Raw genomic sequence first — 13,521 nt, forward strand, 5'->3', positions numbered from 1 at the left:
GACATCCAAAACGTTTATCCCGCTATTTGCCGGGCAGTAAGACCCCCGCTGATTAAAGTTTCACTTTATATGATTGATAAGTCACGGTTTGGGTTGTTTCTTTTTTGTTTCCACTTGTAATGGTTCACCTGTGAAAGTATTACAATACATGTTTTTTACTTTTGGGAATAATAAGTCCTTTCATTTTTTTGTAATACATAAAAATAGATGTCAAACGGGATATGTTGTATCCAATCTGGACAACTGATATTAGAAATACACTTATTAGACACCCTAAGTAATAAATTTGTTCCACTTTAAGATGAGGAAGAATTTGGGATTTGTAAAATAACAATGGAACTAGGTGTTTTTTCGTCATACAAAAACCTCTACATATAAGTAGAGGTTTTTAAATTGCATATTAATGAATTATGCTTTTTCAGATAAACGAAGATAATAGAATACATAATTTTAACTAGATTTATTGTTAACTAATTTATCCCCACCAAGCTCCGCCTCAATCTGCGAAGTTTTAGATGACTCATCCATACGCCAATACGTAATAAAGCTTATCGCGATACATCCAGCTACGTAGAAGTAGAATAGTGATTCCATTCCGATACTCTTTAGCCATAAAGCGATGAACTCAGCTGTTCCGCCGAATATCGCGACGGTTAGTGCATATGGTAAACCTACGCCGAGTGCGCGGATTTCAGTTGGGAAGAGTTCTGCTTTTACAATTGCGTTAATTGATGTGTAACCAGTAACGATAATGAGACCGACCATCATGAGTAAAAATGCTACGATTGGTTCTGTCGTTTTTTCCATGAAGAAGAAGATCGGCGCTGTTAGTAATGTTCCGAGAATACCGAATGCCATTAATAGTGGGCGGCGTCCAATTTTATCGGATAGTAGCCCTGCAATCGGTTGAAGTACGACGAAAATAAGTAGTGCGACAAAGTTAATCCAGCTTACAACTTCTTTCGGAAGACCGACTGTGTTTACCATGAACTTTTGTAAATATGTTGTGTACGTATAAAATGCAACAGTGCCTCCTAATGTTAGGCCGACTACTGTTAATACTGCTTTCGGGTGTTTCATAAGCGCGCGAACGGTTCCTGCGCTCTCGCGTTTTTGTGATTTTATGTTTGAGAATTGCTCTGATTCATCCATCGTGCGGCGAAGCCATAATACAGCTACTGCGCCCATCGCTCCAATAATGAATGGAATACGCCATCCCCAAGCTTTCATATCTGGTTCGCTTAGTAATTGCTGAAGAACAATTTGAACGCCTAACGCAACCATCTGTCCGGCAACGAGCGTTACATATTGGAAACTTGAATAAAAACCACGGCGTCCACTACTAGCCATTTCAGATAAATATGTTGCGGAAGTTCCGTACTCTCCGCCGAGTGACAACCCTTGAAGTAAACGAGCAAGAACTAAAATAATAGGGGCCATAATACCGATACTTTCGTAACTCGGTGTACAGGCAATAATTAAAGAACCACCGGCCATAACTGTAATGGAAAGCGTTAATGCTGCCCGGCGTCCGTGCCGATCCGCATAGCGTCCCATTAATAAACTTCCGATAGGGCGCATTAAAAATCCAACTGCGAAAATAGCCGCTGTGTTCAGTAACTGACTCGTTGGATCGCCTTTAGGAAAGAACTCTGCTGAAAAATAAACGGCGAAAGCAGAGTAAACGTACCAGTCGTACCATTCAATTAAATTACCGACAGAACCTTTAAAGATATTGCCGGCGACTCGGTTTGATTTTACTTGAGCCATACTAATTCCTCCTCTTGCTTATAAATAAAATGATAATTATGAAAGCGTGTTCATTGTAGTTGAATTGTACTGTTCTTTGAATAAAATCTCAATATTATGACAATTTTATTCTTTTTGTACTTTATGAACATGGATATTTTTAATAGTTGCTTCATTTTCAGTTTTGTCATAATAATAGAAAAAGGAGATTGATAGTTTTGAATATTTTATCAAAGGATATGGAGTATGAAGAAATCACGCAAAGTTTCATTGCAAACGAAAATAGTAAGCTTAATTATCGCGTTAATTGTATTTGTCGTTCTCCTATTAGCGGGAATATTTGTTTACATTCAGTCCGTTGATACGAAGCGCCAAGTGGAGCAGTTAGCACTGCAAACAGCGAAGTCGCTTTCTTTTATGCCAGCTATAAAAGATGCTTTTCAAAATAACGAGCATAAAAATACGATTCAATCCATTGCGGAACAAGTTCGGGAGCAAGCTGGTGCAGATTATGTCATTATAGAAGACCGTTTTGGGGTTATGTATTCCCATTCTAATTCTGAGTTGATTGGAACAAAGAGTAACAACCCGTATAACTATGAAGCACTCACTTTTGGTGGTTATTATACGCTCGAAGGAAATGGTACAAGCGGTCCAGCTTTAATGGCGAAAGCACCTATTATTGTTCATAACGGAGATTACGATCAAGTAGTAGGCGTTGTGACAGTAGAGTTTTTAATAAAAGGCATTGAATCTAACATATTGAGTAGAACGAAAGAAATTATCCTCTTTTCCTTAGGTGTATTACTAGCCGGCATTGTTGGTGGAATCCTTTTAGCGCGTAGTATTCGTAAAGATACACTCGGTTTAGAGCCGAATGAAATCGCAGCGTTATACCGGGAACGAAGCGCGATACTACTATCTATAAAAGAAGGAATTATAGCTATTGATCAAAACGGTTTTATTACGATGATGAACACGTCGGCAGAAGAAATGCTTCATGTAAATGATGATTATATGCAGCAGCACATTTCAAAAGTTTTACCGAATTTTAATATGGAAAGAGTGCTAGAAACCGATCAAGAAATCGCGTTTCAAGATAAAGTGTTTATTTTAAACATGACACCGATACTCGAAAATAATAGTACGGTAGGCGTTGTATGTAGTTTTAGAGATAAAACAGAACTGCAAAACTTAGTGAATACGATATCTGAGGTAAGAAAATATTCCGAGGACTTACGTGCTCAAACACATGAATTTACAAATAAACTTTTCGTCTTATCAGGATTACTTCAGTTAGGACATTACAAAGAAGCAATTGAATTTATCCAACAAGAATCTAATATTCATCAAAGCCAAAATCATATTTTGTTCCATCAAATTCATGATGCGAAAGTACAAGCTATTTTATTAGGAAAAATCGGAACAGCGTCTGAGAAGAAAATTGATTTTCATATTGAAGGAGATAGTGCGCTTCATCCGTTACCAGACCATATAAAAGTTTCGCACCTTATTACGATCCTTGGAAACATAATTGACAATGCGTTTGATGCGGTGAGTGGGCAAGAGAGAAAGAATGTTTCCTTCTTCGTTACGGATATTGGGCACGATATTGTGTTTGAAGTGATAGATAGTGGAGTAGGGATACCAGCTGAAAAAATCACGTCCATTTTTCAAAAAGGATTTTCAACGAAAGGAAACAATCGTGGTTACGGACTAGCAAATGTGAAAGAAATGGTAAATCTACTAGGGGGAACAATTGAGATTCAAAACGAGAAAAATGGAGGAGCGATTTTTACAATTTACCTTCCGAAAACATTGAGAGAAAGTACATGACAAACAGGGGGATGGGAATATGTTGAAGGTTGCAATTGCAGAAGATGATTTCCGCGTCGCACAAATTCAGGAAGAGTTTTTATTAAAAATAAAGGACGTAAAAGTGATTGGAAAAGCATTGAACGCGAAAGAAACGATGGAACTACTACAAAAGGAAGAAATCGATTTGCTTCTATTAGATAATTACTTACCAGATGGAATAGGAACTGACTTATTACCACAAATTCATGCTGACTTTCCAAGCGTTGACGTCATTATGGTTACAGCGGCGAATGAAAACCATATGTTAGAAAAAGCAATTCGGAATGGCGTAAGCAACTACCTTATAAAACCGGTTACGTTAGAAAAATTCGTTCGCACAATTGAAGACTATAAAAGAAAGAAGCAACTATTACATAGTAACAATGAAGTGAATCAAGCACTTATCGATAACTTCTTCGGCATTTCGCAAACACAAGACATAAAAAACTTACCGACAGGTGTGGATCCGTTAACACTGCAAAAAGTGAAAGGGATTATAAAAGGATTCGAAGAGGGAATTACAATAGAAGAAATGGGCGAACAAATGGGGGCCTCCAGAACAACCGCAAGAAGATATTTAGAATACTTAGTAGCGACAAACGAATGCACAGTAGAGTACACATACGGCATAATCGGACGACCAGAACGAAAATATCGAATAGGACGAGGACTATGAAAAAGCGATTATTACTATGTATATGGCTCATGACAGGAGTAATAGCTGGTTGTTCTGTAGAAAAAACGCACACGAATAAAGTGAACATAGAAGAAGTAGAAATCGTTGCGCCAAACGTTCAAGGAGCAGGGTGGGACTTAACAGCGCGAGCGATGCAAAAAACACTAACAGCAGAAAAAATCTTCACAAAACCAATCACTGTCACAAACAAAGTAGGTGGCAGTGGTGACGTCGGATGGAAATATACGAAACAAAAAGGCGGTCACGTACTGGCGATTAACTCAAGCTTACTCATAACGAACAACCTACTAGGCCACAGTAAACTAACATATAAAGACTTCACACCGCTCGCGCTACTAGCATCAGATTGGGAAGTTGTTGTCGTATCAAAAGACTCAAACATAGAAAACGCAAAACAACTCATGGAACAACTAAAACAAAACAAGAAAAACTTCAAAATCGGCGTTGCCCCAGGCCTAGGAAACGACGATCACCTATCCTTCGTACAAGTAAGCAAAGCATTCGGCATAAACCCTGCCGAACTACAATTCTTCGTCTACGAAAACAAAGAAAAAATCATAAACGCCCTAACGAACAAACAAATAGGCGCCGCAACCATGACCCTATCCGAAGCCGAAAAACAATACAAAGCCGGCAAAATAAAAATACTAGCCGTATCCGCACCAAAACGCCTAGACCGCCTACCAGAAATCCCAACATGGAAAGAACAAGGAATCAACGTCACATTCCAGCACTGGAAAGGGATTATGGGCCCAAAAGATATGACGGAGGAAGAGGTTGTTTATTGGGATGGTGTGATTAAGAAGATGGTGGAGAGTGAGAGTTGGAAGGGGATTTTGAGGGAATGGGGTTGGGAGAGTTTTTATAAGGATAGTGGGGAGAGTAGGGGGTTTTTGGAGGAGAGTAGTGGTTGGTATGGGGGGATGGTTAAGCTCAGTAATTAATGCATGTATATTTGTAAGAAATAGGATATGTGACATAAATAATGCCACATTATGAGTTATGATTAATTTATAACAAATTATTAAAATGATTATTAAAGAGTATTGATTCACAAATTTATAAACGGCGGGTGTGGGGAATGGATTATAATTTTGAGATTTTATCACTTTTAGATAATTCGATGGAGTTTGAGAAGTTGCATAGTAAGTTTAATCGTTTTAATCCTTTTAAAATATTGAAGGTAGATAAATTTGAGATTAGACATTCTAATATGATTGCTTGGCTACTTGATCCTATGGAAAATCATCACTTAGGTTCTATGTTTGTAAATAAGATCCTTTCTAAAACGTTTGTAAAAGCAGAGAATGAGGAATTAATTGGTCAATATAATTTTATTAAGTTACATAAGCAGTCTCTTCAAGATTTAGAAGTGTTCCGCGAAGTACAAACGAAAAATAATAAACGAATTGATATTTTGGCAATATCAGAAGCGCAAAAGGTTGCTATTCTGATTGAAAATAAATATAAGTCATCTGAGTCAGATGGACAATTACAAAATTACATAAATTTTGTTAGTGAGAAATATGAAGGGTATACGATCATTCCAATTTTTTTGAGTTTAGATGGTAGCGCTCCAAGTCATAAAGCGTATCTTATTTTAGATTATGGAGATATATTAAATATTCTAAAAGGGCAATTGGAGATTTATAGTGATTATACGTCTAGTACGATAAAAGATTTTCTTTCCTACTATATTGATATATTAGAGGGGGAACTAGTTCGTGATGAGGAAGACATTGAACTAGCATTAACAGTGTATAAGAGCCATAAGGCCGCTGTTGATTTTTTATGTTTAAATGGTAACGGAAAAGTAGTTGGAAAGTTTGTTAATAAAGAGTTGTTACGTGCTGTAAAGAAATTGAATGCTGAAGAAAAAGAAGATCTTCGTAAAATTTATAAGAAGTATGCTGAAACGCTCCAATTTATACATGGAGCTGGAAATAGCGTCATGAGAGAAGCTTTTTTACAATTTGTAGAAAAGAATCAAATGCCAGAAGATTGTTACCATGAACACATTCGCATTCCATCTTTCATTTTCGAAGAATGGAAACAACTTGATGAGATTGTTGGAGTTCCAAATCAGGAGTGGTGGCTAAATAATGCTCTTATAACTTGGTTCGAAAGAAAAATAGATGGGCGTATGAAACTTATCGTTGAAGTCGGGCCGTTGGAATACAAGCAGAGATTAAAGTTATTATGCAAGTTAGAGGAAAATGGAATTACTATTAAAGAAAAATCAAAAGAAGCTGGATCCATGTACACAAGAATTTATGCTGGATATGAAAATATAAGTGATTGGGCAGATCAAGATGAAATTCTCCATGTCATGAATGATATGTATAACAATGCTGATTTTAATCAAGTGGTTGCAGCTATAGGCGATACTATAAAGGGGCTTGTATACGGAGAAGAAGATTCTTCTTCTGAAATTGTTGCGGTAGAGAGTAGCCAAACAGATGCGGATACTTTAGCTAATGCTTTTCAATTATTCGTCCATGAACAAAAGTTCCAAGAAGGTTTTTTCAATATTCATCACCGACTACCATCATTTATTATGCCGGAGTTTCGCAAACTAGAAGAACAATTTGGAACACCGAAATGGAATTGGTGGTTAAATAACTGTGCGATTATATGGTTTGAACGTTTGAAAGATAATAGATTGAAACTGACCCTAGAAGTTGGACCATTAGAATCACAGAAGAGATTAGCGCTATTAACAAGACTGGAAAGTAAAGGAAGAAAAATAAGTGTAGCGGCGAAAAGGCCAGAAGCGTCGTATACAAGAATTTACACAAATACAAGTAATATAAGTAATTGGTCAGATGAAGACATCGTTATACAGGCTATGAACGAGTTATTTAATGATACGGACTGTCAAAATATTATTCAGATGTTAACAGACATTGCTAAAGAGGAAGTTCATATTTAAAAGCAATGCCAAGTGCAGAGGAATGTACTTGGCATTTGTTTTAATGTAATAAAGGAGATTAGTCATTAATGAAATTAGCAAAAACAGAGATACAACAATTTATTTTAAAACAATTGAAGCTTTTTAAGTTGAAAGAATTAGATGTCGAATTCGCAGTTCGAGGGCTGGATTTTGATCCGAACATGTTTATTCGTGCGGGAGAAATGGGATTAGAAATAGGGTTTCATAGATTAGTATGGAGTTGTCCAGTCGCACCAGATATGACACGGTTTACGCATCATATATTATTATGGGAACATCTAGAAGAATTAAGTGACAATGAGAAAGCGGTGGAAATGAAAGAGAGTATTAGTGTGGTGGCTGATTTTAGAAAAAGGAGATATCAGCAGTGTCAGTTTTGTGATACAAGGACTTTGCCAGAACATCTTTTTAAGGACGGTGTATGTCAGGGGTGTGCTACTGTGCATTTCGGGGTAATATATTGATTTTTTAGAAGTAATTATAGAAATAATTTAAAAGATAGTTCTATTCTTTTATACTTGAATGAGGATGGATGAATAGAAACGAGGAATTATATGAGTAAATTAAGTAATTGTCTATATATGATCGAGCTCCTGCATGCGAGAGGGAAAATAAGGATTAGTGAGCTGGCAGAGTTATTAGAAGTAAAAGAGCGAATGGTCCGCATTTATCGTGATGATATTGAAATGGCAGGTATTAAAATTGAGACAACGAAAGGCAGATATGGTGGCTACTCCCTTTCAAATACATCGTTATTTCCTATTAAAAATATGTCCCAACAAGAGCTAGATGCGTTAACATTCTCTATTCAAAAACTAGTTTCAAAAGGTAATGACATTTATGCAAAGGACGCACAAGTAGCGCTAGATAAATTAAATGCCGTTCGGAAAGTGGAAACGAATAAAGATCGTCATATTTATTTTGTGCAAAGATCGAAGCCGAATTATGCGTTTTCGAATGAAAACCCAAAATATGTACAACTACAAGAAGCGTTATTTACAAGAAGTAAGGTGAAAATACAGTATGAGAAACGGTCTGGTGAAAGATCAGAACGAATTATCGATCCATATGGATTTGTACACTACAACGAATTCTTTTATTGCCTAGCCCTGTGTAATGATAAAAAGGAAAAACGTATGTTTAAACTATCTCGAATAAAAGATATTAAAACTTTGTATGATACGTATAAAATACCCGCTGATTTTGATATTCGAGAAGAATTTCCGAAATTCGGCATTATGAAAGAACCGTTAGAAGTAGAGTTACTCATCTATCCACCATTCGCTGTATCCGTACCAGAATCCATTTGGGGAGAGAATCAAAAGATAGAACATAATGATGATGGTAGCATCCTTTTCCGAGCGACGATGAGCGGGAAAGAGTCAATTAAGAAGTGGATTTTGGGGATGGGAGCTTCGGTTAGGGTGTTGGAGCCTAGAGAATTACGGGAAGAGGTTGTTGAGGAGGGGAGGAAGTTGTTGGAGATGTATGGTTGATAATGTGTTTATTATTATATTAAAATATTGGTGAAATGAATTGTTATATTTTTGGAAGAATATACAGTTGAAAGTGACGTTATTAGTGCTGGGTTTAATGTTATAATGGAATAGAATGTAAAAGGATAGTAGATACATTTAATTACGATAATTATAGTTTTAGTCTATGGTCCTTGAAATTAGACTTTCCTTTATAAGTATATAAAGAATTAACAATTATATTTAAATAGAAAGGATAGAGCGTATGAGCAATGAATTTTTATTTTCTTTTTTACAGCCAAAGTATAAAAAGTTGGCTGATGTTGCAGAAGCGTTAGAGAAGCAAGTGTATAACGATGTCCCGTCTGCATTATCAAAGGCGAGGCTTTTTGCAGAAAAGCTAGCGAAGTATGTAATGGAAATGGAAGATATTAATGTATATTACGAAATGAAGCACGTTGAAGTGATACATAAGTTATACCGTGAAGGGATTTTAAATGAAGAAATGCATTTCCGATTTGAATGGATTCGCAAGATGGGAAATAAAGCGGTTCATGAAGCGAATTTTGGAAGTGTAGAAGATGCATTAAAAGTTCATAAACTTACATATGACTTGGCAGTTTGGTTCATGGAATTATACGGAGATGTCAGTTTTAAGGCGCCAGCATATGTAAGCCCAAAAGCTGTTACTGAGCAGGCGGTTAATACAGATGATATTAAACAAACCGTAGCAGAAACAGTGGAGAAAAGTTTAGAAAAAACACTTGAAGCGAAATTCCGTGAAATGCAGGAGACATTACTCAAGTTAACGCAGGAACAGCAAAAAGAGAAAGAAGTCGTACAAGTTGTAACTGAGCAAAAAGAACAAGAGCCAGTTATTGAAGAAGATATACTTGTAAAGGAAGAAGAAAAGGAGCCGGTTATTGAAGAAAAGGTACCTGTAAAGGAAGAAGTACAAGAGCCGGCCCAGAAAGAAAAAACGCTTGAAAAAGCAGAAACAACTGCTACGGAAATTTTAGAAGAAGATTTTGATTTAATAAGCTACTTGCAAAGTCATGATGTAGAAATCATTGATAAACGTTCTGCTGGAGGATCTCTTTGGTTAGTTGGTGGTTGGGAATTAAAAGAGGTATTAGATCCATTAAAACCACGTAAAATTTATTTCCGTTACACAGCTAAAGGTGGGCGCGTGACAAAGCGTAAGCCAGCCTGGTTTTTAATGGGAAGTTATAGTGATGGTCCTAAGAAAAAGGAAAGTACTCCTAAAAAGGAAGTAGAAAAACCGAAGCAAGTAGATGTGCCGAAAGAAGTTGAGCAGGAGAAAGAAAAAGAAAAAGAAGTCGTGCAGCAAGTAGTAGAAAAAAGAGAAGTGACTGATCAACAATTGATCGTTCCTTCTCGATTATTTGAATTGCGTCTGAATGAATATGAAGGAAGCCCAGTTTATACATTTGGCGAACATTTTCATTTAGACACTTTTGGAGAAATAAAAGAAGATCATTTACGTGATTGGTATCGAAAAGATAAACAAGCTTTTTATGATTTAGCAGTCCAGTTATGGTTTTTAGGCTGTGAGTATCAAGGGAATTTAGCGAAGCTTATAAACTTGCCTCATGAACAAGAGCGAGTATTAATAGAAATAAATACCATAAAAAATGAAGCGTTAAGTGAGAAGCTTCCACAACACTTAACAGAGTTATTTGCTAAGTTTGGTGTGCGAAACATAAAGCAATTACATGGACTGCCAGTGTTTGCAGTTCGCTGGCTTACAGCTGAAGCATTTGATGAATTTTTAAATTGTTTAAAGCACGAAGAGTCTGATACAGATGACGACAGCCCCAGTAGTAGCGTAGAAGAGAATATACAGAACGAGAACGAATTTGAAGAAGAGTTACAAAATGAGGACGGATTTATAGTTTGTATGGGAACGGAATGTGTAGAAATTCCTGCTTCTATGAGAAATATTGAAATTACGCTAGAGCTGATTTCAGGCTGTAATACTCTTGTTAAACAATTGCGAAAAAATATGGGGATTCATGTGATAGGAGATCTTCCAAAAGATATACTCCCTTTACGGGAACAAATGCGTAATGTTGGCCCTAAAATGATGGAGAAATTTTTTAGTCAGTTAAGACAGATGGGGCGCCCTAAAAAAATCGAGGTTGCCGTTGAGCCAATAGGGACACAAGGAGAAGAAGTACTATTAAATGGAGAACGAGTCGTAATTCCGTCTTCATTACAGGAAGAATCGTTAGAATACGGTGATTATTTAAGTTGTCCATCACTTATAGAAAAATTGCATGAAGCTGGTATTCATCAGTATAAACAACTGCCTCTCGATTTACAGGAGCTGAGAAAGTTTCAAGGTGTTGGCGATTCAGCTGTGAAGAGATTCTTACAACACTTAAAAGAAAAGGTAGAAATTGCTGAGAAGAGAGAACAGGAAGAAAGCTTTTATGCAACAATGACGGCGGACGAGAGAGTGCAGTACGAAACAGATCAGTTAATAGAAATGCTGCAAGAAATGATAGAAACAGGAAGTATTCATACTAAGCTGAAGATAAACGAGAAAGCTCTTGCGATTATGCGCGAACGGTATGAAGGGACATTAAATGGAAAGCGCCCAACATTAGAAGAAACAGCGCAAAATCATGATGTAACGCGTGAAAGAATCCGACAAATTGTTAAAAATTCAGTCGGAAAGATTAAAATGAAAGCGGAAGTATGGTTTCAATTATTCCGAAATAAATTAGAAGCTAATAGAAACTTTATGGAAAATGACATTTTCACAGAGAACACTTTTTACGAGTACTTAGTTTTAGAAATGTTAGAGTTAGAGGATATATACCTTTGTTTTGATAATCAATTTTTCACTACTTTAACGAAAGCTGAGTTACAAGAATTTGATAGACAAATTTCTAATATTTTCTCTGAACGATTAAAAGGGAAATTGTTAGAAGAAGAGCAATATGAGGAAATGATCGAGAATGTTGCAACGGAATTAGAAGTGTCTCCGTTTATTGTAAGGAATACTTGCAATGAAATAATGCGCCAGACAGATCAAAATCAATATGTATTAGCAAAAGCGAAGAAAATTGATGTAGCTGAGATTGTATTGAGACAGTTCCCGAATGGTGCTGAAGTATATAAAGAGTATGAGATGTTAAATGAGAAGGCAAATGAAATAATGCCAAATTCATTCCATGGCGAAAGAGATTTTCCTGCTATTTGTACGAGAGATGAAGCTTCAGATACGATTTATTTATGGGGCAGAGGTATTTATATTCACAGTAGCTTCGTTAAGCCGAATATAGAATTAATCGAGACAATAGCAAAAGAAGCAGCTGACAAATTAGAGAAGAAGCCAGTTATTACGGTTACATATTTGTTCGATCAATATGAAGATGTACTACTAGAAAATGATGTTCCAACAGAATATGCGTTGTACACATTATTAAGACATTATGGATCTGATCATATTGCACTACCAAAGTTCCCGAAAATTATTCAAATAGGGGACACAGGAAGTATAAGAAATGCAGATTTACTTCGTGATTTTATTAGAAGTAAAGGGCATGAAGTGAGCACGAAAGAATTAAGAGATGAGTTTATAGTAAATCGTGGTTGGAAGCCGTTTACGGTGGAATTCACTTTATCTAGTACACAAGATATTATTCAGAGTAATTATGGAGAGTACACATTACTAGAATTTTATGAGCAAATGCCAGTTCATATATTTGATCCGATCATAAAGCGTATAAACGAAAAATTAGAAGAAATTCCGCAGTTTCAAATTAATGGCATATTTAAAGAGTTTGAATCATACTGCATTGCAAATGGTATTCATACAAATTACTTACTCTATTATTTACTGCGTTCCAAGTCTGACGATCATTTTATGTTGCCGCGTTACCCACACATTGCGAAGATCGGAAGCGAGTTAGAAACTGCTAGTATTAAAACTTTAGTAGAAGATTATATTCTAGAGCAAGGATACGAAGTTTCAAGGGAAGAGGTAATGGATTGGCTTGTAAATGAATTAGGGGCACGTGAAAATGCCTTCGATATTGCACTACAGCTCTCGGATCGAATTTTTTATTATACGAGAGGCCAGTATGCTGAGTATGTACACGAAATGACAATTGGATGGAATGCAGAAAAGCAACTTGTGTTAAAAAATGTGGTATTAGATGTATTAGCGAGAGAACAACAAATAAATGATAAAAACTTTATCCGAGTAGAACATTGCTTATCTGAAAACCTTCCAGAGTTAGATGGAGGTTTATCTTGGACAATTGATTTATTCGCAGATTGTGTAAAACGAGATAAAGAATTCATTTTACTAGGTTCGAGAGGAACAATTATCGTACCTCGTACAAGCTCCATTCAATCAGAGACAGATTTTATCCAATATGTATTAGTAAAAGAGTTTGGTGGATCAGCGAAAATGCGCGATGTAAAGAAAAAGTTAATGCAATACGGATTCTCGGCGGATGGAGAGTTACTATTTGAGACAGAAACGTTACTAGCCGAAGGAAAGGCTCCTTTCGTTCAAATAGGTGATGAGATTATCTCTAAGCATTTAGTGGAGGTGTAAAAATTGCAATCGGACTTAAAAGGAAAAATTGAACCGTATTTACAAAAAGAAGAAGATATAACGAAGAAAATTGTGCTGAAGACGGTAGAGTTAGTAAGTACGCGTAAAAAATTATCTACACAAGCTTTAGTGAAAAAGTTAGATAGAGATATTGATAGTTTAATATAGGTGTGACATACAGGGGGTGTAATGC

The 13,521-nt window shown here is 36.3% G+C and carries 9 protein-coding genes; 8 read left to right on the plus strand and 1 reads right to left on the minus strand.

The window, feature by feature from the left end:
• Nucleotides 1–450: 450 nt before the first annotated feature.
• On the minus strand, nt 451–1,770 hold the full coding sequence (locus MHH27_RS05045) for an MFS transporter (RefSeq protein WP_016513670.1): 1,320 nt from the start codon (nt 1,768–1,770) through the stop codon (nt 451–453).
• A 225-nt stretch (nt 1,771–1,995) separates the two neighbouring features.
• On the opposite strand from MHH27_RS05045, the gene MHH27_RS05050 reads away from it, so the two are divergent.
• From MHH27_RS05050 to MHH27_RS05085, 8 genes are all read left to right on the plus strand, one after another.
• Entirely contained in the window at nt 1,996–3,585 is a 1,590-nt protein-coding gene (locus MHH27_RS05050; RefSeq protein ID WP_340941800.1) for a sensor histidine kinase, read from the plus strand.
• Nucleotides 3,586–3,604: 19 nt separating this feature from the next.
• Nucleotides 3,605–4,282 (plus strand): response regulator, encoded by a 678-nt coding sequence (locus MHH27_RS05055; RefSeq protein ID WP_097924079.1) that lies wholly within the window; start codon nt 3,605–3,607, stop codon nt 4,280–4,282.
• Nucleotides 4,279–5,247 (plus strand): tripartite tricarboxylate transporter substrate binding protein, encoded by a 969-nt coding sequence (locus MHH27_RS05060; RefSeq protein WP_340944811.1) that lies wholly within the window; start codon nt 4,279–4,281, stop codon nt 5,245–5,247. The genes MHH27_RS05055 and MHH27_RS05060 overlap by 4 nt, the downstream gene beginning before the upstream one ends.
• 137 nt (nt 5,248–5,384) lie before the next feature.
• Nucleotides 5,385–7,235, plus strand: coding sequence for a PDDEXK-like family protein (locus MHH27_RS05065; protein WP_340941802.1), 1,851 nt, complete (start codon nt 5,385–5,387; stop codon nt 7,233–7,235).
• A gap of 68 nt (nt 7,236–7,303) precedes the next feature.
• Nucleotides 7,304–7,720 carry a hypothetical protein gene (locus MHH27_RS05070; RefSeq protein ID WP_097924084.1) on the plus strand — a complete coding sequence of 139 codons (417 nt, stop codon included), beginning with the start codon at nt 7,304–7,306 and terminating at the stop codon, nt 7,718–7,720.
• Between the two features lie 90 nt (nt 7,721–7,810).
• Complete coding sequence (locus tag MHH27_RS05075) at nt 7,811–8,752, plus strand: helix-turn-helix transcriptional regulator (RefSeq protein WP_097924086.1); 942 nt, start codon at nt 7,811–7,813, stop codon at nt 8,750–8,752.
• 244 nt (nt 8,753–8,996) lie between these two features.
• A complete protein-coding gene (locus tag MHH27_RS05080) occupies nt 8,997–13,328 on the plus strand; it encodes a sigma factor-like helix-turn-helix DNA-binding protein (RefSeq protein ID WP_340941804.1) in 4,332 nt (1,443 codons plus the stop codon).
• 3 nt (nt 13,329–13,331) lie between these two features.
• The gene (locus tag MHH27_RS05085; RefSeq protein ID WP_001190285.1) at nt 13,332–13,496 is read left to right on the plus strand and encodes a hypothetical protein; all 165 of its coding nucleotides are present in this window, start codon (nt 13,332–13,334) and stop codon (nt 13,494–13,496) included.
• The last annotated feature ends 25 nt before the right edge of the window (nt 13,497–13,521 follow it).

It is taken from the genome of Bacillus sp. FSL L8-0152 (assembly GCF_038006365.1).
GTDB classification, from domain to species: Bacteria; Bacillota; Bacilli; order Bacillales; family Bacillaceae_G; genus Bacillus_A; species Bacillus_A cereus.

What these genes read in the sequence shown, in the direction of transcription:
- MHH27_RS05045 (WP_016513670.1), bottom strand. Translation starts at nt 1,770, where the DNA reads ATGGCTCAAGTAAAATCAAACCGAGTCGCCGGCAATATCTTTAAAGGT.
- MHH27_RS05050 (WP_340941800.1), top strand. Translation starts at nt 1,996, where the DNA reads ATGAAGAAATCACGCAAAGTTTCATTGCAAACGAAAATAGTAAGCTTA.
- MHH27_RS05055 (WP_097924079.1), top strand. Translation starts at nt 3,605, where the DNA reads ATGTTGAAGGTTGCAATTGCAGAAGATGATTTCCGCGTCGCACAAATT.
- MHH27_RS05060 (WP_340944811.1), top strand. Translation starts at nt 4,279, where the DNA reads ATGAAAAAGCGATTATTACTATGTATATGGCTCATGACAGGAGTAATA.
- MHH27_RS05065 (WP_340941802.1), top strand. Translation starts at nt 5,385, where the DNA reads ATGGATTATAATTTTGAGATTTTATCACTTTTAGATAATTCGATGGAG.
- MHH27_RS05070 (WP_097924084.1), top strand. Translation starts at nt 7,304, where the DNA reads ATGAAATTAGCAAAAACAGAGATACAACAATTTATTTTAAAACAATTG.
- MHH27_RS05075 (WP_097924086.1), top strand. Translation starts at nt 7,811, where the DNA reads ATGAGTAAATTAAGTAATTGTCTATATATGATCGAGCTCCTGCATGCG.
- MHH27_RS05080 (WP_340941804.1), top strand. Translation starts at nt 8,997, where the DNA reads ATGAGCAATGAATTTTTATTTTCTTTTTTACAGCCAAAGTATAAAAAG.